Source organism: Streptomyces sp. Qhu_M48, assembly GCF_051305195.1.
GTDB lineage: Bacteria > Actinomycetota > Actinomycetes > Streptomycetales > Streptomycetaceae > Streptomyces.
Genome location: NZ_CP195432.1, coordinates 3,669,075 through 3,692,297 on the forward strand (window position 1 = coordinate 3,669,075; position 23,223 = coordinate 3,692,297).

The window sequence follows — 23,223 nt, forward strand, 5'->3', positions numbered from 1 at the left end:
CCGCGTCAGTCGAGGGTGTCGGGGTCGGGCCCGGTGCGCAGCCCGCGGTCCAGGCCGGCGAGGGTGCTCAACTCCTCGTCGGAGAGGGCGAAGTCGAAGACGTCGAGGTTCTCCCGGATGCGCGCGGGGGTGACGGACTTCGGGATGACGACGTTCCCGAGCTGGAGATGCCAGCGCAGCACGACCTGGGCGGGGGACTTCCCGTGCCGGGCCGCGATGCCGACGATCGCCGGGTCGGCGAGGACGGTGCCCTGGGCGAGCGGGCTCCACGCCTCGGTGGCGACGGCGTGCGCGGCGTGCAGTTCGCGGAGTTCCCGCTGCTGGAGCCCGGGATGGAGCTCGATCTGGTTGACGGCCGGCACGAGGTCGCTGCTGTCGAGCAGCCGACGGAGGTGCGCGGGCTGGAAGTTGGAGACGCCGGCGGCGCGGACGCGCCCGTCGGCGACCAGCTTCTCCAGCGCGCGCCAGGTGTCGACGTACAGGTCGCGCGCCGGGGTCGGCCAGTGGATCAGGTACAGGTCGACGTGGTCGAGACCCAGCTTGGCGAGGCTGTCGTCGAAGGCTCGCAGGGTGGAGTCGTACCCCTGGTCGGCGTTCCAGAGCTTGGTGGTGACGAAGAGCTCGTCGCGGGCGATGCCGGAGTCGGCGAGGGCCCGTCCGACGCCGGCCTCGTTGCCGTAGACCGAGGCCGTGTCGATCGAGCGGTAGCCGGCCCGGAGAGCGTGGCCGACGGCGGTGGTGGTCTCGTCGTCGGGCACCTGGAAGACACCGAAGCCGAGCTGCGGGATCTCCACGCCGTTGTTGAGCGTGACGGTGGGGAGAGGGGTCGTGGGGGTCATGCGGTACTCCTTGTGGGGGTGGGTGTGCTTCAGGCCGTGGCCGTGGCCGTGGCGGTCGCGGTCGCGGTCGCGGGGCGCCGGGGCGTGCCGGGTGCGGCCTGGCGTCAGTGGGGGCCGGCGGCGACGGGGACCCGCTGCCCGGTCGGCGCCACGGCGGCCGGGTCCCCGGTGCGGCGGCGCTTGTCGAGGCGTGCGGCGAGCACGGCCAGGAGCAGGGCGCCGCCGGAGAGGAGGGCGCCGACCCAGTTGGGGGCGGTCCAGCCGAGGCCCCCGGCGATGACGGCGCCGCCGAGCCAGGCGGCCAGGGCGTTGCCGAGGTTGAAGGCGCCGATGTTGGCGGCGGAGGCGAGGGTGGGGGCGGCCGAGGCCTGGTCGAGGACCCACTTCTGCAGCGGCGGGACGGTGGCGAAGCCGAGTGCGCCGATGAGGGTGAGGGTGACCGCGGCGAGCACCTTGTCGTGCGCGGTGGCGGTGAAGGCGAGCAGGGTGAGGGAGAGCGCACCGAGGGTGAGGAGCAGCATGGGCATCAGTCGTCGGTCGGCGAACCTGCCGCCGATGAGGTTGCCGAGGAACATGCCGATGCCGACGAGGACGAGCAGCCCGGTGACGGCGCTCTCGGAGTAGCCGGCGACCTCGGTCATCATCGGGGTGATGTAGGTGATGGCCGCGAAGACTCCGCCGAAACCGAGCACGGTCATCGCCATCGCGAGCCAGACCTGCACGTTCTTGAAGGCGGCGAACTCCGCGCGGACGTCCTGCGACTCGGGACGGCCCTCCTCGGGGATCAGCTTGGCGACGCCGAGGAAGCCGACGACGCCGAGGGACGCGACGATCGCGAAGGTGACGCGCCACCCGGCGGCCTGACCGATGTAGGTGCCCAGCGGGACGCCGACGATGTTGGCGACGGTCAGTCCCATGAACATCAGGGAGATGGCCGAGGCCTTCTTCTCGGGAGCGACGAGGTCGGCGGCGACGACGGAGCCGATGCCGAAGAAGGCGCCGTGGGCGAGGGAGGCGACGATCCGGCCGATGAGCATGACCCCGAAGGACGGGGCGATCGCGGAGAGCAGGTTTCCGGCCACGAAGAGTGCCATCAGGAAGAGGAGCATCTTCTTCCGGGACACCTTGGTGCCCAGCACGGTCAGGAGCGGGGCGCCGAACACGACGCCGAGGGCGTAGCCGGTCACCAGCCAGCCCGCTGTGGGGATCGTGACGTGGTAGTCGCCCGCGACCTGGGGCAGGACACCCATGATCACGAATTCGGTGGTGCCGATCCCGAAGGCCCCTATTGCCAGGGCGAGGAGTGCGAGCGGCATGGCTCAGCCCTTCCATGATTTCTTGAGGGAGCTGTTTACGTGCCTCCACAATAGTTGCATACGCGCTATAAGTGCAACAGCGGGTATTCGGTGCGCTCGGGATGGCGATGGGTGCATACGCGGGGATCCGGCGCCCTCGGGCGCCGGGTCGTCCCGCGGCAGCCGGGGTGGGGTGCGGGCATGCGAAACCGACCCCGGCGCGATGTCGGGGCCGGTCGGCGGTGCTGGTGTCGGGAGGTGTGAGTGATCGCCCGATCGGGTCACGTGCCGATCTCCGGCGGTGACGGGGGCCCGCCGTCACAGCGGCGGGGCCCGGCTCGGAACCCCCTCAGGGTTCGAGCCGGGCCCCGAGGGTCCGGTCGCGCCGAATCAGGCCATCAGGACCGAGTCGTCCAGGGCGCGCGCGCCGGGCAGCCGGTGCCGCGCGGCGATCAGCGCCGCGTCCACGTCACGCGTGCCGGTGGAGACGCACAGCGTGTACGCGACATCGTCGAGCCGCCGCCGCACCTCGGCGCTCCCGTTCTCCGCGTGCAGCGTGATGAGTGTCTCGTACTGCTCGATCAGATTGCTCAACACCGCGGGATGGGCCATCAGCACAGTACGTCTCCCCTCGCCGCCAGGGCGCCTGCCGCCCGGCTCGAACGGGCGCGTACCCCGGGTCCCCGGTTGTATGCGGTCCCGTCATCGGCCCGTTCCAGCCGCTTGACTTCCCTCCGCCCTCCTCGTGACGATCACGGGGGGAGTAGGGTCGTCTTAATTGCCGTACGGCAACGGTCGAGGCCGGGGTCGTACGGGAGGGGTGCGGTCCGACCGGGCCCGTGACCATGGGCGGTCCCTTCGGGTGTCCGGCGAGCGAACGAGGTTGAGGCATGTCTGAGACGACGATCGAGGGTCCCTCGGCCGCGCCGCGGTCGGGACCGGCGGCGGTGGGTGAGCAGGAGCTGCGGCAGTTCCTGGCAGGCCTCACCGCCGTACGGGACGGGGACTTCGGGACCCGGCTGCCCGACACGGCCGACGGGCTGATGGGCGAGATCTCCAGTGTGTTCAACGGGATGGTCGACCAGCTCTCCCTCTTCACCTCCGAGGTGACCCGGGTCGCCCGGGAAGTGGGTACGGAGGGGACCCTGGGCGGTCAGGCGAAGGTCCCCGGAGTCTCCGGAACCTGGGCGGACCTCACCGAGTCGGTCAACGCCATGGCCGGCAACCTCACCACCCAGGTCCGTGACATCGCCCAGGTCGCCACCGCCGTCGCCAAGGGCGACCTCTCGCAGAAGATCGACGTGGACGCCCGCGGCGAGATCCTGGAGCTCAAGAACACCATCAACACGATGGTCGACCAGCTCTCGTCCTTCGCCGACGAGGTCACCCGCATGGCCCGTGACGTCGGTACCGAGGGCATCCTCGGCGGCCAGGCGGACGTGAAGGGCGTCTCCGGCACGTGGCGCGACCTCACCGACTCCGTCAACTCCATGGCCGGCAACCTCACCGCCCAGGTGCGCTCCATCGCACACGTCGCCACCGCCGTGGCCAAGGGCGACCTCTCGCAGAAGGTCGACGTGGACGCCCGCGGCGAGATCCGGGAGCTGAAGAACACCATCAACACGATGGTCGACCAGCTCTCGGCCTTCGCGGACGAGGTGACCCGGGTCGCCCGGGAGGTCGGCACCGAGGGCAACCTGGGCGGCCAGGCCACCGTACGGGGAGCCTCTGGCACCTGGAAGGACCTCACCGACAACGTCAACGTGATGGCGTCCAACCTCACCGGTCAGGTGCGCTCGATCGCCCAGGTCGCGACCGCCGTGGCCCGCGGTGACCTCTCCCGAAGGATCACCGTGGAGGCGAAGGGCGAGGTCGCCGCGCTCGCCGACACCATCAACACGATGGTGGACACCCTGTCGGCGTTCGCGGACGAGGTGACCCGGGTCGCCCGGGAGGTCGGCACCGAGGGCCGCCTCGGCGGACAGGCGAGGGTGCCGAACGTGGCCGGCACCTGGAAGGACCTCACCGACAACGTCAACTCGATGGCGAACAACCTCACCGGCCAGGTCCGCAACATCGCCCAGGTCACCACCGCCGTCGCCAACGGCGACCTCTCGAAGAAGATCGACGTCGACGCCCGCGGCGAGATCCTGGAACTGAAGACCACCATCAACACGATGGTCGACCAGCTCTCCTCGTTCGCGGCCGAGGTGACCCGCGTGGCGAGGGAGGTCGGCAGCGAGGGCCGCCTCGGCGGTCAGGCCGAGGTCGAGGGCGTCTCCGGCACGTGGAAGCGGCTGACGGAGAACGTCAACGAACTCGCCGGGAACCTGACCCGCCAGGTCCGCGCCATCGCCGAGGTCGCGAGCGCGGTCGCCGAGGGAGACCTCACCCGCTCGATCACCGTAGACGCCTCGGGTGAGGTGGCCGAGCTCAAGGACAACATCAACGCGATGGTCGGCTCCCTGCGCGAGACGACACGGGCCAACCAGGAGCAGGACTGGCTCAAGTCCAGCCTCGCCCGGATCTCGGAGCTCATGCAGGGCCACCGCGACCTGGCCGTGGTCGCCGAGCTCGTCATGGACGAGCTGACCCCGCTCGTCTCCGCCCAGTACGGCGCGTTCTACCTGGCGGAGGACGGTTCCGACGGCGTCGAACTCGGCCTCGTCGGGTCCTACGGCCTCCCCACGGACGGCCCCCGCCGCGGCCGGTTCCGGCTGGGCGAGTCCCTCGTCGGGCAGGCCGCCGGCAGCCGCCGCACCATCGCCGCCGAGAACGTGCCCGGCGACTACGTCTACATCTCCTCGGGACTCGGCAGCACGGCACGGGCCAGCCTGATCGTGCTGCCGATCGTCGTCGAGGACCAGGTGCTCGGCGTCATCGAGCTGGCCTCCTTCTCCCCCTTCACCTCCGTGCACCGGGACTTCCTGGAACAGCTCATGGAGACGGTGGGCGTCAACGTCAGCACCATCGTCGCCAACGCCCGCACCGACGAGCTGCTGGACGAGTCCCAGCGGCTGGCCGACGAGCTGCGGGCGCGTTCCGAGCAGTTGCAGGTACAGCAGGACGAGCTGCAGCGTTCCAACGCCGAACTCGAGGAGAAGGCGGCCCTGCTCGCCTCACAGAACCGCGACATCGAGGCCAAGAACCTGGAGATCGAGCAGGCCCGGCAGGAACTCGAGGACCGGGCCCAGCAGCTCTCCCTCGCCTCCAAGTACAAGTCCGAGTTCCTGGCCAACATGAGCCACGAACTGCGCACCCCGCTCAACAGTCTCCTGATCCTCGCCCAGCTGCTCGCCCAGAACCCGACCCGCAACCTCACCGCCAAGCAGGTCGAGTACGCCGGCATCATCCACTCGGCCGGATCCGATCTGCTCCAGCTGATCAACGACATCCTCGACCTGTCCAAGGTGGAGGCCGGGAAGATGGACCTCAACCCGGAACGGGTACAGCTGCGCCGGCTCCTCGACTACGTCGAGGCGACGTTCCGTCCGCTCGTCACGCAGAAGAGCCTCGCCTTCACCGTCTCCACCGCCGCCGGCGTGCCCGTCGACCTGGTCACCGACGACTCCCGGCTGCGGCAGGTGCTGCGCAACCTGCTCTCCAACGCCGTCAAGTTCACCGAGCGCGGCAGCGTCGAACTGCGCATCGAGCCCGCGTCGGACGACGAACTGCCCGCGACGGTCCACCGCGGGGGCGCCGTGGTCGCCTTCCGGGTCACGGACACCGGCATCGGCATCGAATCCCAGCACCTGGAGGCCATCTTCGGGGCCTTCCAGCAGGCGGACGGAACGACCAACCGGAAGTACGGCGGTACCGGCCTCGGTCTCTCCATCAGCCGGGAGATCGCGTACCTGCTCGGCGGCGGCCTCACCGCCGCCAGCGAGCCCGGTCAGGGCAGTACCTTCACCCTCTATCTGCCCGTCGCCCGAGCCGACTTCAAGGAGCAGCCCGCCCTCGTCCAGGCCGCCGACCCCGACACGGAGCCGCGGACCACGACCTCCGACGACGGAGCCCCCACCGCCAGTCCGGCACCGGCGGGCCCCACGCAGGGCCGGCAGGCACGGCAGACCCGGCGCCTGCTCGTGATCGAGGAACGCCCGCGCGGGCTGCTCTCGCTCGTCGCCGAGAACGCCGTCGCGGAGCTGTCCGCCGGCCGTGACCGCGAGGGCCGCGAGGACCTGGAGCTGATCGCGGCCGTGGGGCCGCAGGAGGCCGCCTCCGCCCTCGCCACCCAGCCGTTCCACTGCGTCGTGATCGAGGTCGACATGGCCGACGGTGAGGCGCTGCGGTTCCTGGACGCCATGGACGGGGACGCGGCCCTGCGTACCGTCCCCGTCCTCGCCCACAACAACCGCCGACTCACCGACGAACACGAGCGGGCCCTTCAGGCACTCGCGGGCCGACGACCGCTGGAGCTGATCTCCAGCCTGGACGAACTGCGAGAGCGGATCGCCCTGCACCTGTCCGCCGACGAGCCGGGCGAGGTCGTGCCCCTGGTGCGCGGCGAGCACCGGCCGCCGGTGCCCCAGGCCATCGACTCCGCCCTGCACGGCCGCACGGTGCTCGTGGTCGACGACGACGCCCGCAACCTCTACGCCCTCAGCGGCATCCTGGAGCTGCACGGCGTCAACGTCCTGCACGCCGAGAACGGGCGCGAGGGGATCGAGGCCCTCACCGCGCACCCCGAGATCGACCTGGTCCTGATGGACGTCATGATGCCCGAGATGGACGGCTACACCGCCACCTCCAGGATCAGGCAGATGCCGGCCCACGCCGGACTGCCCGTCATCGCGGTCACCGCCAAGGCCATGCCGGGCGACCGCGAGAAGAGCCTCGCCTCGGGCGCCAGCGACTACGTCACCAAGCCCGTCGACGCCGACGACCTCATCGACTGCATCCGGCGGTGGCTGCACGACGGATGACCCCGCCCCTCGTCCCGCCGGCCCGTACGGAGCCACCCGGCGGATCCCGTGACAGCGCCGCCCGGAGGGCCCCGCCCCCTCGGCTCCGCACCGTGTCCCCCACCGTCCCGCGGCCCGGAGCCGCCGTATCCGAGGAGTCCCCGTCTTGAGTGCTCCCCACCGCCACGGCGGCGACCCCGCCGTCGGCCCCCAGGGGGACGTCGCTCCGCCGCCGACCGATCCGGCCGGGGCCGCCACGGCGACCGCCCAGCCGGACACGGAGCGCCGCGCCCCGGAGGACCGCTCCGCCGTCGGCCCGCTGGCCGATCCCGCCGCGGAGGACCGCTCCGCCGTCGGCCGGCTGGCCGCGACGGTGGAACGACTCCGCGGAGAAGTACGCGCCGCACACGCCGCGGCCGAGGGCCGTGCCCTGATCGAACTGGCCAAGGGCGTCATCGTCGAGCGGCTCGGGTGCGGCCCCACGCAGGCGGCGCGGCAACTCGCCGTGCTGGCCGAGCAGGCCGGGCTCTCGCAGCTGGAGCTGGCCGCGGACATCATCAACCAGGCCTCCCGCGACCGGGTCTCCGAGGTCGCCGACGACTTCGTCAGACGGACCGCGGCCGAGGCGGGCGGGCCGGCCACGGTCGCCGACGCGTCGGTCGCCGTCCGCCTGCGCACGGCCGAGAGCGCCGCACTCAACGCGGGGGACAGCCAGGTCGTCGCCGAGTCCCTGCTCGCGCACGCGCTCGCGCCCCTGGGAGCGAGCGCCGTCGCCATCTGGACCACCGGCACCGACTCCTCCCTCACCCTGCGCGGTCACGCGGGCTTCGGCGCGGACGAGCCCGCCCGCTGGCGGTACGTACCGCCGGGGGTGGCCACCGCGGCCCGGCAGGCGCTCACCGGCCGTCGAACGGTCTGGTTCCCCTCGCTCGGAGCCACCGGCATCCCCTCGATCGGCCACGCACGCCACCCCGACGGCGGCCGGGTGGTCGTACCCGCCGGAACCGCCGGCCGGATCCACGGCGTCCTGGAGATCTGCTGGCCCCGACCGCTGGATCCCCAGCCCCAGGCCGTGGAGCGCCAGATCGAGGCCCTGGCCGAACTGTGCGCCCACACGCTCGAGGCACCGTCCGCGCAGCCCGTGCCGGTACGCGCGGCCCCGCCCGACGAGCTCTCGGAAGTCGTCGAGCTCGTCGACGGGCTCTACGACCCCGTCCTGATCCTGACCCCGCACCTGGACACGGACGGCCATCTGCGGGACTTCCGCATCCGCCACGCCAACGCGCACTTCCAGGACCCCGCGGGCCGGCCCCGGAGCGCCGTGGACGGAGCCCTGCTCCTTGAGGCGTATCCCACGACGGCGGGCGAGAGCGAACTCTTCGAACGGATCGAGCGCGTCTACGCCACCGGGGAGCCGTTCCGCTCCCGCGGGACCCGGCTGACCGCCCTCGTGGACGAGGTGCCGCTCGCCTCCGCCGCCGACATCAGCATCAGTCGGCACGGCGACAGCGTGGTGCTCGTCTGGCGCATCGAGGACGAGGCCGCCCGGCTCGCCAGCCTGCTGCAGCACGCGCAGCGGCTCGGCCGTATCGGCGGCTTCGAGGAGGACGTCCTCACCGGAGAGATCACCTGGAGCGGGCAGCTCCACGACCTCTTCGGCCGGGACACCGGCGAGGCACCGGTCTCCGTGCGCGACCTCGCCTCCCACGCCCATCCCGACGACGCCGTCGCCATCGGCCGCTTCCTGCGGGCGGTGCTGCACCAGAGACGACCGAGCTCGACCGCCTTCCGCATGCTGCGCCGGGACGGAGTGACCCGCCACATCCGGGTGATCGCCGAACCCGCCCTCGATCCGGACCGGCGGCTCCTCGCCGTGCGGGGCGCCTACCAGGACATCTCCGCGCAGCACTGGACGGAGGTCGCCCTGGCCGCCACCCGTGACCAACTCGCCGTCACGGAGCAGGAATCGGCGGAACGCAACCGCCTTACCCTTGAGCTGCAGCACGCCATCATGCCGCCGACCCGGGCTCCGCTCGCCGCCCCCGGCCTCGACGTCGCCGTGCGCTACCGGCCGGCCGAGACCGAGTCCCTGGTCGGCGGCGACTGGTACGACGCCGTCGTGCTGCCGTCGAAGAAGATCCTGCTGTGCGTCGGGGACATCGCCGGTCACGGCATAGGAGCAGCCACCGGCATGGTGGTCCTGCGCAACGCCCTGCGCGGCCTCGCCGTGACCGGCGCGGGCCCCGGGCAGCTGCTGTCCTGGCTGAACAACGTGGCGCACCACCTCACGGCGCAGGTCACGGCCACCGCCGTCTGCGGCGTCTTCGACCCCGAGACCCGCACGCTGCGCTGGGCCAGAGCCGGACACCTGCCGCCGGTCCTCGTGCGGGGCCCACGGGCCACCGCCCTGCCGATGCTGCAGGGAATGCTGCTCGGGGCGCTCGCCGAGGCCGAGTACGAGGAGGCGGAGATCCAGCTGGAGCCGGACGACACGCTGCTGATGTACACCGACGGACTCGTCGAACGGCGGGACACCTCCGTGCACGACTCCGTCGCCCAGCTCCTGACCATGGCGCAGGCACCCGCCGAGAACCTCGAACGGCGGCTCGACCTGCTGCTGACGCACAGCAAGTCCGACACCGACGACGACACGTGCCTGATCGGCGTGCGGGTCTCCTGACCGCACGGCACCACCGACCATTCCCCCACCGTGGAAAGCAGGGAAACATGACCGAGCGAGAAGTGAACCTCGACGTCGAGGTGGAGACCCGCGACGCCGGCACGGCGGTGCTCACCGTCGGCGGCGAACTCGACCTGGACACGGCCACACTGCTCCATCACCACCTGGCCAACCAGTTCCTGCACGGCCGACGCCACCTCGTCCTCGACCTCACCGCTCTGAACTTCATGGACTCGTCCGGACTGAACGTCCTCATCCGGGCGGCGCGGGAGGCCCGGGAAGCCGGGGGTGACCTGCATCTCGCCGCGCCCGCCCCCGCCGTGCGGCGCATCCTGGAGATCACCGGTCTGACGATGACCACGCCTCTGCACGCCGACGTGGCGGAGGCGCTGGTCGCGGTGGACCGGGCCGCGTAGACGAAGGGCCGGTGCGGTCCCGCCCGGGGAGAGGACCGCACCGAAGGCACGAGGAGGAACGGGAGCACGTGGAAGAGATCGCCGACGTCGAGCGGGCGCTGCGGCTCGCCGCTCCGCACCTGCTGGTGAGCGTCGTGGAGGAGGCTCTGCGGGAGCACTGCGGGGCGCGGCGCGTGGAGCTCCGGCTGGCCGACTACGGACTGCGCTCGCTCCAGCTCGTCGGGGACACGCCCCACGCGGCACGGGCGGTCCTGATCCACGACAGTCCCCAGGGGCGTGCCTTCGGTGCCCAGGAGCCGTACGTCACCCATGAGGTCGACGCCGTGGAGGCGCACCTGCCGGTCACCGTCAGGGGCGAGCGGATGGGCGTCCTCACCGTGGCCCTGTCGACGGGGAGCGATCTCGCGCGGCTGCTGCCCGACCTGTGGCAGATCTGCGAGGCCCTGGGCCACGAGATCCTCGTGGCGGAGCGCGACACGGATCTGTACGACCTGGCACGGCGGGCCGCGCGCCTGACCCTGGCGGCCGAGATGCAGTGGCAACTCCTCCCGGGGCGCTCGTGCGCCCGGGCCGAGTTCGCCCTCGGCGCGCACCTGGAGCCCGCCTACGCGATCTTCGGGGACAACTACGACTGGTCGGCCTCGGCCGACCATCTGACCCTGACGGTCACCAACGGCATGGGGGAGGGCATCGAGGCCGCGCTCCTGACGAGCCTCGCCATCAACGCGCTCCGTAACGCCCGTCGGGCCGGCCTCGGCCTCGCGGACCAGGCGGCCCTGGCGGACCAGGCCGTGTACGCGCAGTACCGCGGCGGAGCGTTCGTCTCCGTCCTCCTGCTGCGCTTCCACCTCGCCACGGGGGAGGTGGAGGCCGTGGACGCGGGCTCGCCCCGCCTGTGGCGACTGCGGGACCGCTCCGTCGAGCCCGTCTCCTTCGAGGCCCAGCTGCCCCTGGGCATGTTCGAGGAATCCGTCTACGTCCCCCAGCGCTTCACGGTGCGTCCGGGGGACCGGCTGCTCTTCGGCAGCGACGGTGTGTACGACGCTTCCTCACCCGACGGGGAGAGCTACGGAGACCGGGCGCTGGCCCGCGCGCTCACCGCGACGAGGCTGCTGCCGCCCACCCAGGTACCGGGCGCGGTCCTGCGAGAACTCGCCGCGTATCACGGCGCCAATCCGCTGGAGGACGACGCGCTCGTCGTCTGTCTCGACTGGCGGGGGCGGGAGGGCTCGACCGGCTCCGTCACCCCGGAGTCCGCCGGCTCCTGACCCCGTCCGTCCCCTCGCGTCCCCGTGTCCCGTCCGGGGCCGTGACGGTGGACCACCCGTGTCCACAGTTGCCGTGTGGCAACTGTATCCTTGAGGCAACACCTGGCTCGTGCCCGGGGGAGACACGTAGCAGGTGACCAGAGGGTGGCGAGTGGGACATGGGGCACGCGGCCGGCCGGAGCGGACGGCGCGCAGACGTCAGGCGGTCCGGATGTCCTTCAGCGGCGCGTCCGAGCGTCTGCCAGGTGAGGCGGAATCCTCGCCCAAGGCGTCCTGGAACCCGCTCAGCCCGCGCAGCAGCGCCTTGCGGCTCGCCGGGGACATCGCGGAGATGACGGTCAGCAGGGCCTCCTCCCGCTGGACCCGGAGGTCGCGGAGGTACGCCTTGCCGCGCGCGGTCAGGTGCAGTTCGAGCTGCCGGCGGCTGACGGAGCTGGGCAGTCGTTGCACGTATCCCAGCGCCTCCAGGCGATCGCACATCCGGCTCACCGACGGCGGCGCGGAGCCCAGCAGGTCGCCCAGGGTGCGCAGGCTGATGCCCTCCTCGCGATCGAGGCTGTACAGCACGCGCAGTTGAGTGGCCGAGACCGGTGTCGACGACACCATGTCCCGGCCGCGCTCCCACAGCACCTCGAGAAGCTCGATGAGCTCGCGGGCGGCCTGTGTCGTCTCCTGCGGTTCCCCCGGGGACGGGGCGGGGTTCATGGGCATCGCTACCGACACTCCTCAGACGTCCGGGGCCGAGGACTTCGGCCTTGCGACTCGCCGGTCATCTCCACATCTCTCCAGAAGGCGGTACGGATACGGTGGATCGACGCGTGACCACGGAACGCGCGCTGCGCGGGGCGCCGCCACACCGGCTTCTGGACTCCCTCCGTGTCAATCTGGCGCGGCACGTCGCCGCACTCTCCGTCGACCTGCTGCTCGTCGACTACGGGCTGACGTCACTGCGCCCCGTCGAACCCGTGCAGGCTCGGACCGGGGTGCAGCACGTGGCCCTGGGGTCAGGGCCCGCGGGTCGCGCCTTCGCCACACAGCAACCATATCTTTCCGGTGGTGACGGGCCTACGGCGACCGCGTTCCTTCCTGTGACGGTTCGTGGCGAACGGTGTGGCGTCCTCGTGGTCGTCCTGCCCTCGGACCGGGCCACCACACCAGGGTCGATCGAGGATCTCGTGCACATCGCCGAGACGCTGGGACACGCGCTGCGGGTCGCCGACCGGCACACCGATCTGTACCGCCGGACGCGCCGGACCCGCCCCCTCAGCGTCGCCGCGGAGATGCAGTGGGGCGTCCTCCCCGGACGGTCGTGCACAGGCGCCGAGTTCGACCTGCACGCCTACTGGGAGCCCTCGTACACCTCGGGCGGGCACGTACTGGACTGGTGCGTGACGGAGGAGGAGCTCACGCTGGTCGTCGCCAACGGCACCGGCCCCGGCACGCGGTCCGCCCTCGTGAGCAACCTCGCCCTGAACGCGCTCCGCAACGCCCGCCGTGCCGGACTCGATCTGGTCGGCCAGGCGAGCCTCACCGACCAGGCGCTGTACGGGCAGCACCGGGGGGAGAGATCGCTCTCCGCCCTTCTGCTGAGCTTCGCCCGTCCCACCGGCGAGGTGCGGGTCGTCGACGCGGGCTCGCCGACCGTCTGGCGGCTGCGCGGGGGCGTGACCGAGCGGATCGAGCTGGAGCGCCAACTGCCCCTCGGGATGTTCGAGGACACCGTCTACGCCACCCAGCGCCTGAGCGTCCTCCCCGGCGACCGGCTGGTCTTCGTGGCGTGCGACCAGGGCGAGGACACCCCTGACGGCGACGACGATGCGCTCGACCGCTCCGTCGGCCCGGCGGTCGACCGGACCCGGAACGTCCCCGGCCGGGACGCGCCCCAGACCGTCGTGCGGGCGCTGCGGGAGGCACCCGGCACCATGCCCGACCACGTCCTCGTGCTCTGTCTCGACTGGCACGGCCGCGGCCCCGGCGCCGAGCGGCGGGAGCCGGCGGACGAGGACGCGCGGACGATCTGACGCGGCACGGGAGGACCCCTCGGAGAGACGCGAGGAAACGATTCCGTCATCCCCCCGCCAGGAAGGCGGTCCGGTACGTACGCTTTACTCTCTGCCACGGAAGAATGGAACGCGCGAAGCAGGGAAGAGCGCGTTACGAGAGGGAAGCATGGCACGCAGCCGTGTGAGGGGGGGGAGGAAGGGTCTATGACGGACGCGATCACTGAAGAACGGGCGACCCGGGGGCCGGTGCGGTCCGTGGCTGTCGACTACGACGGAGCCGACCACGGCATGATCGGCTCAGCCCGTGATGTCACCGCGGACTTCCTCACCGCCTCGGCGGCGGCACAGGGGCCGCCGGTGAGCCGCGCATGCGTCGACGTGGCACGGCTGGTGGTCAGCGAACTGGTGACCAACGTGGTGCGCCACGCGCCGGGGCCCTGCGGCCTGCTGCTCGAACTGTTCGAGGACGCCCTGGAGATCTCCGTGTACGACCGAGCGGAGACCTCGCCGGTTCCCCGGGGCCACGACCCCGGCCGCATCGGCCAGCACGGGGTCGAGATCCTCGTCGCCGTGTGCGAGAGCGTGAGCGTGGAGCCGCTCCCGTCGGGCAAGCGGGTCAAGGCCCGCCTGCGCCTCACCTGAGCCCGCCCCTCCGCGTGCCGCCGCTCGACGGAAATTTTCTGGATCACGCAGGCATGGGCTCCGGGAGTCGGGGTACGCGGCCGCTCGGAGGAAGACAGGTTGTCACTGTAGGAGGGGTGGTCGGAGTGCTGGCTCCAGTGCCGACGGAGATCAAGGACCGGACCGAGGAGACGGTGGTTCTGCCCGTCGTCGAAGCTCCACGGAAGGTCGCGCCGAAGGACGCGCGGGAGCTGTCGCGGGTGTTCTTCGACAGGATGGCGGTACTGGAGGAGGGCACCACCGAGTACCAGTACGCGCGCAACACGCTGATCGAGATGAACATGTCGCTCGTGCGCTACGCGGCCGGCCGGTTCCGGGCCTCCCGCGCCCACGAGATGGAGGACATCGTCCAGGTCGGCACCATCGGTCTGATCAAGGCCATCGACCGGTTCGACCTCTCGCGCGAGGTCGAGTTCACCACCTTCGCCGTCCCGTACATCGTCGGGGAGATCAAGCGGTTCTTCCGGGACACCTCCTGGGCGGTCCACGTACCGCGCCGGTTGCAGGAAGCCCGGGTGGAGCTGGCCAAGGCCACCGACGAGCTGAGTTCCCGCCTCGGCAGGGCACCGAGCGTCGCGGAGCTGTCCGCGCTGATGAACCTCTCGGAGGACGAGGTCATCGAGGCCAGGGTCGCCTCCAACGCGTACAACTCCACCTCGCTCGACGCGGCGGTCGCCGGCGAGGAGGAGGACGGCGGGGCCACGCTCTCCGACATCCTCGGAGCGGAGGATCCCGCGCTCGAACTCTTCGAGGACGTCCACGACCTCGCCCCCCTGCTGGGCGGGCTCGCCGAACGCGACCGGCTCCTGCTCCACCTGCGGTTCGTCGAGGAGCTGACGCAGGCGGAGATCGGCCAGAGGCTCGGTGTCTCCCAGATGCAGGTGTCACGCCTGCTCTCGCGCACCATCGCGCGTCTGCGGAAGGGCATGCTCGACCCCCTGGAGGCCTGACCCTCCAGGAAAGCCCGGACCCGTCGTCCGGGCGGAACCCGTGACCTCCGCCGACCGGCGGAGGTCACGGCGCGTCTTCGCTGTGTCCGCACACCCAGGCGAGCGCGGCATGCACGCCGCGGTTGTACTCCCTGGGGCCGGGACGGCTGGTGGGATCCTCGGCCTGCACCACGGCCGCGTCCACCTCGGCGGTGAGCGTCTCCAGGCCGGGGACCTCCTGGGCGGTGTCGCACCCGGTGACGGGCGAGCGTTCCGCACCGCCGAGCGCCCAACTCAAGGCCGCCGTCGCCCCGCTGGAGAACTGGGGCGACGCTCCCTCGGGACCCGCCGCCCCCGCACCCAGCCGCTTCCGGGCCAGCTCGACGTCCGCACGGGCCCGCGTACCCACCAAGGGCTCCTCGCCCACTCGTCTCTCTTCGTGAAGGCTCATACCCCACGACTACCCCCCGCCCGGCCGCTGATGTCCGGTACCGACGGACGACGACCGCCACCACCCCGGCGGCGCGGTGTCACCGAGGTCCACCGGAAATCGGTTGTACCCGCCACGAATGAGATGGCTCTTCCGTGGTAGACGATCCCTCTGCCCTCCGGGCCGCCGGTGCCGCCGGCTCCCGCCGCCCGGTGCGCCCGCCGCGCTGACACCGAGCGTGACCGAAAGGGATGAGGACATGCTGGACGAACCACTGTCGATCGTGCCGGACATCTCGATCGCCGCGGCCGTGGGGCGGCGCGCGCTGCCCAACCGGCTCTGCGCCGCCTTCACCCGATCACTGGGCGCCCAGGGGGCGACGCTCTCGCTGCTGCCACGCGTCGAGCACTGGCAGCTCCTGCACGCAACCGACGAGTCGGCACTGCAGGCGGAGGCCGCGCAGTTCGCCCGCGCCCAGGGGCCCTCGGTCAGCGCCGCCCTGGAGATGCGGCCCGTATACGTCCCCGACCTGCTCGACCCTCCGCGCGGCTGGGGCCCCGGCCCGTCCGAGGAGTTCCCGGGGACGCGGCCTGTACTGGCGCTCCCGCTGCATACCCCGCACACCCCGATCGGCGTGATCTGTCTGTACTTCACCGAGTCCGCTCGTGTGACGGACACCCACATCACCCAGGCGCAGAGCGCGGCCGGGCTCGCCCTGGAGGCCCTGCTCCGCTGGCGGCCCGTGCACGCTGGCGCCGACAGCCGACGCCCGCTCTGGGCCACGGACACGCGTGCGGCGCGCTGGGAGCGCATCCATCAGGCCGCCGGCTACGTCGCCGCTCAGGAGGACTGCGCCGCCTCCGAGGGGCTGGCCCGGCTCCAGGAGGTGAGCTCCCGGGACGGCCAGTCGCTCCTCGACGTGGCCGACAGCGTCCTGCAGCCGTCGCACACTCCGCCCACCGGGTGACCTGCGACGCGCGGGCGGAGATCCTGGGCTGCGGGCACGCCTGGGCGCCGGCCGCCCGGCGGCCAAGCCCTGACGGTGCGCCACCCGGCGACCGCCGAGGCGGTGGCGGCGCTCCTCATCACCGGGGGACCCCCGGAACCGACGGCAGCCCGGACGGCCCGTACAGTCCACCGGCCGCCGGATCCGAGGACCCGGCGGCCGGTGGGGTGTCGCGACCGAGGCGATGATCAGTCGTCGAGGGCGTCCAGGACGGTGCCGAGGTCGACGAACTTGAAGTCGGTCGCGGGACGGTCGCCGTCGCCGGGGGCGTCGTGCCCGTCCTGGACGACGAGGAGCCCGCGCGGGTACAGGGAGCCGAGCGGCGCGTTCAGCGCCGCCGCGCCGTCGCACTCCTCGGACCCGTCGAGGGACCCGCCCGCGGGCGCGACCCGGAAGCCGCCCTCGTACTCGTTGCGGTCCGCGAGCTCCCGGTCGTAGGCGGCGAACGTGTTGTCACCCTGGCTGGAGGCGAGCAGGTACCCGTCGCCCCCGGACTCGGTGACCAGCGTCAGGCCTTCGACGTCCGCGGAGATCCGGGTCCCGCCGTAGCCGGGATCGGCGCCGGGGGCGCACTCCTCGGTCTCCTCGTCGTAGGTCCCGGGGACGCCGAACTCACGGACCTTGTCGAGCAGTTTCGGCGTGCCGGTGAGGTCGGCGCGCAGGCGCCAGATGCCGATGTCCTCCTGACCGGCGTAGAGGGTGCCGTTGGCGGGGTCGACGACCATGCCCTCGACCTGCGGCAGCTCGCCGGGCTCGGCGCAGGGAGCCCACGACGTGCCGTCGGGCAGCCGGAAGGTGGAGGGCAGGTCCAGGGTGCGGACCGTGCGGTACGTGACCTTGCCGCCCGCCGCCGGGAGCAGTTCCAGCAGGGCGATGCTGGTCCGCTCACGGCGACTGACCAGGGCGAAGGACTTCCCGGACGCCGGGTCCGTCCAGGTCGCGAGGCCGTACGCGGTCCGCTGGTCGTTGACCTCGGCCTGGTCGCGGGAGAAGACGGCCGGCGCGGCGGGGTCGGTGACGTCGGTGAGCGGGCCGCCCGCGCGGTCGCGGTCGATGCGGTAGAACCGCAGCCGGTCGTGGCCCCGGTCGCTGGTCACGGCCAGGTCGGCGCGGCCCGAGGAGAGGCGCAGGCCGTGGACGAGGTCCACGTTGTTGAACCGGCCCGGGGCGTCGTCCGGAGCCTCGGCCGGCGGCGCGGCGATCGACTGGACCGGTCGCGCGTCCAGGTCGTAGACGCGCAGCCCGCCCTCCTTGGCGGTCGCTATGACGAGGCTGCGGCCGGGGGCGGCGGCGTTGCGCCAGATCGCCGGGTCGTCCGCGTCGGCGTTGCCGCCCTCGTCGTCGTCGTGCAGCACCGGCGTCTCGGCACGGGGCGTCACGGCGGGCAGCGAGGCGCCGGAGCCACGGTGGTGGGCCTGGGCCGGTACGGCCAGGGCCGCGGCCGCGAGCGCCGTGGTCACGACGAGCACGAGAGAGCGGGCGGTGGTGGGTCGCGTCACGCAGGTCTCCTCAGCAGGGTTTGTACGTCCTGCGTGAGCGTGGTGCCCCTCCGTGTCGGCAGGGCGCCGCCGCCCGACCGGAGACCCGAAGTCCAGATGTACGCACGGTGAACGACGGCGCGGGCCGCGACTGGTGTCGCGGCCCGCGCCCCTGCCTACCCGTCCGTGATCAGGCGGGGTTCTTCACGTCCGCGAGGTAGTTCGCGCCGATGAGGCAGTCGCGCATCTCGTACCGGGGCGCGGCGGAACCGGTCCAGCGGAGGAACCCGGTCGTCCCGGTCGCGGTCGACATGTCGATGAACCGGCAACCGTCGTACAGCACCTTGCCGTTCGTGGTGGCGGTGGACCCCGTCGTCACCTTGTGGGAGCCCATGAGGCCGCAGTCCTCGTAACGCACCATCGGACCCCGGGCGCCGTTGGCGTTGAAGTCGTACACGTGCGTCACCGCGTCCGGGGCCCAGGACTTGAAGCTCAGAGCGGTGTCGTCGCACGACACGAAGGTGATGCTGCCCTTGTACCACTGCGAGTCGATCACCTTGTGGCCGACACCGCGCAGCTCGAACCGGATGCCCTGCGCGTACAGCCGCGCGACGGAGTCCGCGCGGGTGGTGGCGTCGGCGGTGAGCTGGAAGAACGTACCGGTCGACGCGGCGTCGGTGAGGATGTAGGAGCCGCCGACGAAGTTCATCGAGCCGCCCCGGTTGTTCTTCACGAACACCCCGGACTGGTACTCCACCTTGCAGTCGCGGAACCAGTAGTTGAGGAACTGGTCCTGCTGCGTCGCGGCCGGGGTCATCCCCATGACGAGGAACGCGTCGGAGTACGAGCCGCCGACCTGACAGTGGTCCCAGCCCATCTCGCTGTTCAGGTTGGACGTGGTGGCCGGCCCGTCCAGGCCGATGCCGCGCTTCCAGCTGCCGCGCCACTCGACGTCGGTGTACCAGGTGTCCTGGACGCCGTAGTCGGCCGACGAGTAGGCGTAGTTGAAGCTGGACGTGGCGTTGGTGCTGGTGAACGTCAGGCCGGAGATCCGGATGTTCTTGTAGCGCTGGTAGTTTGTCCACAGCGTGGTGTCGTTCGCCGCGGGCGAGTACACGATCCGCGACAGCCGCTTGCCGTATCCGGTGATGGTCACACCGTCGACGATGCCGCCGTTCCCCTCGCCGTTGACGTTCGGCAGGAGCGAGTCCGGCTGCGTCAGGAGATAGGTGCCGGGCGGGATGACCAGAACCTTCTTCGGGATGGCCCCCGAGATCGGCCCGGGCTGGAACGAGGCCAGCACCTCGGCGGCGGCCGCGCGGAAGGCGGCGTCACTCGCGGTGGCACCCGTCGGGTCGGCACCCTTGCTGATGACGTCGACGCTGTACGGGTCGTCCCCGGAACCCGCCGCGTACGCCGGGCTGCTCCCCATCGCCACGGCGCCCGCGGCGGCGCCCACCCCGGCCGTCGCCATTCCGCGGATGATGGAACGACGGTCCATGCCTCTGGTCATTTCTACCCCCAAAGCAATGATCATGAGAAAGACATGACATACGACCACGACTGGAGTGCGAACGCAAGATCGATTTACGCGACGAGGACCACGTTCCGCCGGTACACCTGGGCGAGTTCGGCGGTGAAGCGGTGCGCGAGCGATCGTCCCCGCCGAGAGGTGGGCGGCCGTCAGGAGACCCGTGCGGCGAGGCGCGCCATGGCCTCCTCCAGCTCGCGCCGCGCGCCGAACGGGACGAGTGCGGCGCGCCCGGGGACCCGTACGCCACCGGTCAGCGCGACCCGGGTGTGCCCGCCCTCGTCGACCGCCGCCATCCCGATGACCAGGAACCGGCTCTGCAACCAGCACCAGCCGGGGCGCAGCACGCCGTGGAAGTGCGCCCGCAGCCCGAAGCGGCTGCGGGCGAGGGCCTCCACCCGCTCACCCTCGCGCCGCAGGACCCGGACCGACCGCATGTCCGGCTGGAACTCCCCGAAGCCGCCCTCCAGGTCCCCCATCACCTGCCAGACCCGGGGGAGCGGCGCGGGGAGCACCCGCTCGACGAGAGCGGCGCCCCGGACACCGGCGACCATGACACGCAGCCGCCGCACGTCGTCGAGCACGACACCGTCCGCAGCGCCCGGGCCGGCAGCGGTGGCCGCGTCATCCGCGGTTCCGGTGCAGGCAGCGGTGATGGAGCCATCCGCAGGGCCCGCGTCAGCCGCAGCGTCCGCACCGGCAGCCGTGCCCGAGTCGGCGACCGCCCCGTCGCCCGCCATATCGGCATCCGCTGGACCCGCCGTATCGGCATCCGCCGGACCGACGCCCGCCGGAAACCCCTCCGCCGGTCGCCCGGCCCTGTCCTCGTTCACGCCGACCACGCCTTTCGGAAGCTCTGCCGGGCCCGGTGCAGCCGGGACTTCGCCGTGCCGGGCGGTACGCCGAGCAGCGCCGCCGCGGACTCCTCGTCCATCCCCTCGACGTCCCGCAGCACGAGGACGGCCCGGTGCGCGGGCGACAGCCGTGCCAGGACGTCGCCGATGTCCGCGGCCAGCTGTGGATCACCCCGCTCGGGTACGTCGGCGAGCTCGGCCGGCCGGGCCCGCCCCGCCCGCTTCGCCACCCGCACCGCCTCCCGTACGGAGATCGCGCGCACCCACGCGTAGAGCGTCCGCGGCTCCCGGAGCGAGCCCAGCGAGGTGAAGACGGCGACCAGCGCCTCCTGCGTGGCGTCCGGGCCGTCGTCCAGCGCGATCGGCCGGCAGATCCGGGCGATGTACGGGGTGAGGTGGTCGAGCAGGTCGTGCAGGGCCAGGGTGTCGCCGCGCCGGGCGGCCCGGACGAGCGCGACCCCCCGGTCGAGGGGGTCAGCGGGCGGCACGCAGGGCCGCCACTCCGAAGACCAGGCACAGGGGTGTGTAGACCAGGGCGTTCAGCCAGGGGAAGGCCGTCCCCGAGCCGTCCCTGCCGACGACGATCCACACCAGGCCGACCGCCCCGCGAAGCAGCATTCCGACGGCGACGACGGCCGTGACGAGGCGCGGGAGGCCGCGCCGCCGACCGCCCCCACGCGCGTGGACCGCGACGGCGAGCGAGGCGCAGCCCTCGACGGCCGCGAGCGGCAGGACGACAGCGGGCCCGAAGGAGACGACACCGCCGAGGACGGCCAGCGACAACGTCCGCTCGTCGGCGGCGGGCCAGGTCAGCCCCGTGGCCCAGTAGAGGTGCGCCAGCGCGAGGACGGCGAGCAGCGCGGCGACGGCGCGCCCGCCCGTGATCGTGCGAGGCCGCTCGATGTCGACGACCGCCATGGGGATCCCCCTCCGTTCCGAGGTCGGCGCCGCTGCGCGCCGACATCCCAAGGAGGAGTCGTACCGCCCGAAGGTTCCCTGTGACCCGCCTCACATCGACCTCGGCGGGAGCCCTCCACCGACCTCGACGGGAGCCTCACATCGGCCGGTGCGGCGGTGGCCGGGAACGCGGACGACCCGTGGGCCTTGGTCCCGTCCGCTCGAGTTCGGACGGGAGCCGACCGGATGTGCCGGCGGCCCACGGGTCGGGTGACTGCGTGGTTTTCGGCAGGTGGCCTGCCGAGGTGCACAGAGTGTGCGACGGCAGGCCGTTAGCCCGCAGTCACCTCACGAATCCGAAAAGAAACCATGTTCTCGGATCACCTCCTTTCAGCGTGTGCCCACAGCCTAGGAAGGCCCGGCGCGCCGCTCAACCCATTTATCCGAGCGGATTCCGTCCCGGGGTTCGGCGACCCGTCGTTCAGCCGAGTTCGGCGGCCACCAGAGCGGCCGCCCCGGCCACCAGCGGGTCGACCGGTGCCGCGTCCTCCGTGAACCGCGTGGTCATCACGGTGAGCACGATCGGGCCCCCGTCCGGCGGCCAGGTGACGCCCGCGTCGTTGTTGCCGCCGTACCGTCCGCCGCCGGTCTTGTCGGCGAGGAGCCAGTCGGCGGGCAGCCCCTTGCGGAACCGCTCGCCGCTCGTGGTGTTGGCGAGCATCCAGGTGGTGAGCCGCTCCCGGTCCGGACGCGGGAGCGCGCCACCGAGCAGGAGCCGCCCGTAGGTCCGTCCGATGGCGCGGGGCGTGCTGGTGTCCGTCTCGCGCCACGGCTCGGCCGAGTTCAGCTCGGGCTCCCAGCGGTCGAGCCGGGTCGTCCGGTCGCCGATCGACCGGGCGAACCGGGTGATCGCGGTCGGCCCGCCCAGCTCCCGGAGGAGCAGGTTCGCGGCGGTGTTGTCGCTGTAGCGGAGGGTCGCTTCGCAGAGCTCGGCGACGGTCATCCCGTGGGCGAGGTTCTCGGGCAGCTCCGTCCTGGGGGAGTACCCCGAACGGGCGACGTCCGCCGCCGTGTAACGGATGCGCCGGGCCAGGGACGTGCCGTCGTGGTCGAGGTCGCGCAGTACGGCCGCGACGGCGAGGGTCTTGAACACCGAACACATCGGGAAGCGCTCGTCGGCGCGGTACGCCACCGAGCGCCCGGTCCGCACGTCGTGGGCGAAGACACCCAGCCGTGCGGAGTGCCGCCGCTCCAGCTCCCGCAGCCGAACGACGAGACCCTCGCCACCCGGCCCGGCGGCGTACGCCGTACCGCCGAGGGGCGAGGCGAAGGAGAGCGCGGCGGCGGCGCCGAGCGTGAGTGCGGTACGACGGGACGGGGCGATATCTGCGATGGACAAGACTGTTCCCTTCCGAAGCGATCCCTGCACCGGGAAACACGCGCCGCGACACCTGCCCGGTTTCACCGAGGACCCTTTCGTATCAGCCGTCCCGCCCCTGCCAGGTGGTGACACAGACTTCGTCGTCCTCCCGGTCGGCGAGTACCCAGAAGGCCGGTGCCCGCTCCTCGGACACGAGCCGGCCGCCGGCGGCCAGGGCCTCGCCGATCCGCCGCGGCGCCTCGTCGTGCGGAAGGCTGAGGTCGACGTGGATGCGATTGCGCTGCGGACGCGGGGCGTCCATCCGCTGGAACCAGATCGCCGGGCCCTGCCCGAGCGGATCGACGAGCGGATCGCAGGGGCCCTCGGCGCCCGCCTCGTCCGCGTACCCGAGGACCGCTTTCCAGAACGGCCGGATCGCGGCGATGTCGAGCGCGTCGATCGCCAGCTCCAGGAGCTGGACCGAGCGCGGAGCCCCCGTGGAGATCTCGGGCTCGGCCCGCAGCCCGAGGCCGCGCACGGCGGTGGAGACCCGGTGCGCGAGGTCGACGTCCCGGGTGGTGACCCCGCGTGCGCTCAGGACTGCAACCTCGCAGCCTCGACGCCCGGGACGGCCCGGCACCGGACCATCGAG

20 protein-coding genes are annotated in these 23,223 nt (G+C 72.1%); 8 read left to right on the forward strand and 12 right to left on the reverse strand.

Features of this window, described 5'->3' with window-relative positions; genetic code table 11:
• Positions 1 to 5 precede the first annotated feature (5 nt).
• The 3 genes from ACRRSS_RS16765 to ACRRSS_RS16775 all read right to left on the reverse strand — a co-directional run bounded on the left by ACRRSS_RS16765 (position 6) and on the right by ACRRSS_RS16775 (position 2,752).
• Positions 6 to 839 carry an aldo/keto reductase gene (locus tag ACRRSS_RS16765; protein WP_435971943.1) on the reverse strand — a complete coding sequence of 278 codons (834 nt, stop codon included), beginning with the start codon at positions 837 to 839 and terminating at the stop codon, positions 6 to 8.
• A 104-nt stretch (positions 840 to 943) separates the two neighbouring features.
• Positions 944 to 2,155 carry an MFS transporter gene (locus ACRRSS_RS16770; protein ID WP_435971944.1) on the reverse strand — a complete coding sequence of 404 codons (1,212 nt, stop codon included), beginning with the start codon at positions 2,153 to 2,155 and terminating at the stop codon, positions 944 to 946.
• 369 nt (positions 2,156 to 2,524) lie between these two features.
• Positions 2,525 to 2,752: a DUF5133 domain-containing protein gene (locus ACRRSS_RS16775; protein WP_435971945.1), complete on the reverse strand. Its 228-nt coding sequence runs from the start codon at positions 2,750 to 2,752 to the stop codon at positions 2,525 to 2,527.
• Between the two features lie 272 nt (positions 2,753 to 3,024).
• Between ACRRSS_RS16775 and ACRRSS_RS16780 the strand changes: the two genes are divergently transcribed.
• From ACRRSS_RS16780 to ACRRSS_RS16795, 4 genes are all read left to right on the forward strand, one after another.
• Entirely contained in the window at positions 3,025 to 7,059 is a 4,035-nt protein-coding gene (locus ACRRSS_RS16780) for a HAMP domain-containing protein (RefSeq protein ID WP_435971946.1), read from the forward strand.
• A gap of 145 nt (positions 7,060 to 7,204) precedes the next feature.
• Complete coding sequence (locus tag ACRRSS_RS16785; RefSeq protein WP_435971947.1) at positions 7,205 to 9,718, forward strand: SpoIIE family protein phosphatase; 2,514 nt, start codon at positions 7,205 to 7,207, stop codon at positions 9,716 to 9,718.
• A gap of 47 nt (positions 9,719 to 9,765) precedes the next feature.
• Positions 9,766 to 10,134, forward strand: coding sequence for an STAS domain-containing protein (locus ACRRSS_RS16790; protein WP_351896331.1), 369 nt, complete (start codon positions 9,766 to 9,768; stop codon positions 10,132 to 10,134).
• Positions 10,135 to 10,202: 68 nt separating this feature from the next.
• Positions 10,203 to 11,402, forward strand: a complete 1,200-nt coding sequence (locus tag ACRRSS_RS16795; protein ID WP_435971948.1) for a PP2C family protein-serine/threonine phosphatase — start codon at positions 10,203 to 10,205, stop codon at positions 11,400 to 11,402.
• Between the two features lie 198 nt (positions 11,403 to 11,600).
• Here the strand turns inward: ACRRSS_RS16795 and ACRRSS_RS16800 are convergent, their stop codons facing one another.
• Positions 11,601 to 12,113 carry a MarR family winged helix-turn-helix transcriptional regulator gene (locus ACRRSS_RS16800; protein ID WP_435971949.1) on the reverse strand — a complete coding sequence of 171 codons (513 nt, stop codon included), beginning with the start codon at positions 12,111 to 12,113 and terminating at the stop codon, positions 11,601 to 11,603.
• A 107-nt stretch (positions 12,114 to 12,220) separates the two neighbouring features.
• Here ACRRSS_RS16800 and ACRRSS_RS16805 point away from each other — a divergent pair, with 107 nt between their 5' ends.
• From ACRRSS_RS16805 to ACRRSS_RS16815, 3 genes are all read left to right on the forward strand, one after another.
• Complete coding sequence (locus tag ACRRSS_RS16805) at positions 12,221 to 13,423, forward strand: PP2C family protein-serine/threonine phosphatase (RefSeq protein ID WP_435971950.1); 1,203 nt, start codon at positions 12,221 to 12,223, stop codon at positions 13,421 to 13,423.
• 186 nt (positions 13,424 to 13,609) lie between these two features.
• The gene (locus tag ACRRSS_RS16810) at positions 13,610 to 14,047 is read left to right on the forward strand and encodes an ATP-binding protein (protein WP_435971951.1); all 438 of its coding nucleotides are present in this window, start codon (positions 13,610 to 13,612) and stop codon (positions 14,045 to 14,047) included.
• Positions 14,048 to 14,175: 128 nt separating this feature from the next.
• Positions 14,176 to 15,036 carry an RNA polymerase sigma factor SigF gene (locus ACRRSS_RS16815; RefSeq protein ID WP_435975349.1) on the forward strand — a complete coding sequence of 287 codons (861 nt, stop codon included), beginning with the start codon at positions 14,176 to 14,178 and terminating at the stop codon, positions 15,034 to 15,036.
• A 64-nt stretch (positions 15,037 to 15,100) separates the two neighbouring features.
• On the opposite strand, the gene ACRRSS_RS16820 is transcribed toward ACRRSS_RS16815, so the two are convergent.
• A complete protein-coding gene (locus ACRRSS_RS16820) occupies positions 15,101 to 15,424 on the reverse strand; it encodes a hypothetical protein (RefSeq protein WP_435971952.1) in 324 nt (107 codons plus the stop codon).
• Positions 15,425 to 15,704: 280 nt separating this feature from the next.
• Between ACRRSS_RS16820 and ACRRSS_RS16825 the strand changes: the two genes are divergently transcribed.
• Entirely contained in the window at positions 15,705 to 16,412 is a 708-nt protein-coding gene (locus tag ACRRSS_RS16825; RefSeq protein WP_435971953.1) for a GAF and ANTAR domain-containing protein, read from the forward strand.
• Positions 16,413 to 16,639: 227 nt separating this feature from the next.
• On the opposite strand, the gene ACRRSS_RS16830 is transcribed toward ACRRSS_RS16825, so the two are convergent.
• From ACRRSS_RS16830 to ACRRSS_RS16860, 7 genes are all read right to left on the reverse strand, one after another.
• A complete protein-coding gene (locus ACRRSS_RS16830; protein WP_435971954.1) occupies positions 16,640 to 17,950 on the reverse strand; it encodes a phytase in 1,311 nt (436 codons plus the stop codon).
• Positions 17,951 to 18,119: 169 nt separating this feature from the next.
• Positions 18,120 to 19,430 carry a hypothetical protein gene (locus ACRRSS_RS16835; RefSeq protein ID WP_435971955.1) on the reverse strand — a complete coding sequence of 437 codons (1,311 nt, stop codon included), beginning with the start codon at positions 19,428 to 19,430 and terminating at the stop codon, positions 18,120 to 18,122.
• A gap of 182 nt (positions 19,431 to 19,612) precedes the next feature.
• Positions 19,613 to 20,044 (reverse strand): hypothetical protein, encoded by a 432-nt coding sequence (locus ACRRSS_RS16840; RefSeq protein WP_435971956.1) that lies wholly within the window; start codon positions 20,042 to 20,044, stop codon positions 19,613 to 19,615.
• A gap of 245 nt (positions 20,045 to 20,289) precedes the next feature.
• Positions 20,290 to 20,802, reverse strand: a complete 513-nt coding sequence (locus ACRRSS_RS16845) for an RNA polymerase sigma factor (RefSeq protein ID WP_435971957.1) — start codon at positions 20,800 to 20,802, stop codon at positions 20,290 to 20,292.
• Positions 20,789 to 21,232 (reverse strand): DUF3995 domain-containing protein, encoded by a 444-nt coding sequence (locus ACRRSS_RS16850; RefSeq protein ID WP_435971958.1) that lies wholly within the window; start codon positions 21,230 to 21,232, stop codon positions 20,789 to 20,791. Before ACRRSS_RS16850 ends, ACRRSS_RS16845 begins: the two co-directional genes overlap by 14 nt.
• Positions 21,233 to 21,692: 460 nt before the next feature.
• Positions 21,693 to 22,604 (reverse strand): class A beta-lactamase, encoded by a 912-nt coding sequence (gene bla / locus ACRRSS_RS16855; protein WP_435975350.1) that lies wholly within the window; start codon positions 22,602 to 22,604, stop codon positions 21,693 to 21,695.
• An 88-nt stretch (positions 22,605 to 22,692) separates the two neighbouring features.
• Positions 22,693 to 23,211, reverse strand: a complete 519-nt coding sequence (locus tag ACRRSS_RS16860; RefSeq protein ID WP_435971959.1) for a VOC family protein — start codon at positions 23,209 to 23,211, stop codon at positions 22,693 to 22,695.
• Between the last annotated feature and the right edge of the window lie 12 nt (positions 23,212 to 23,223).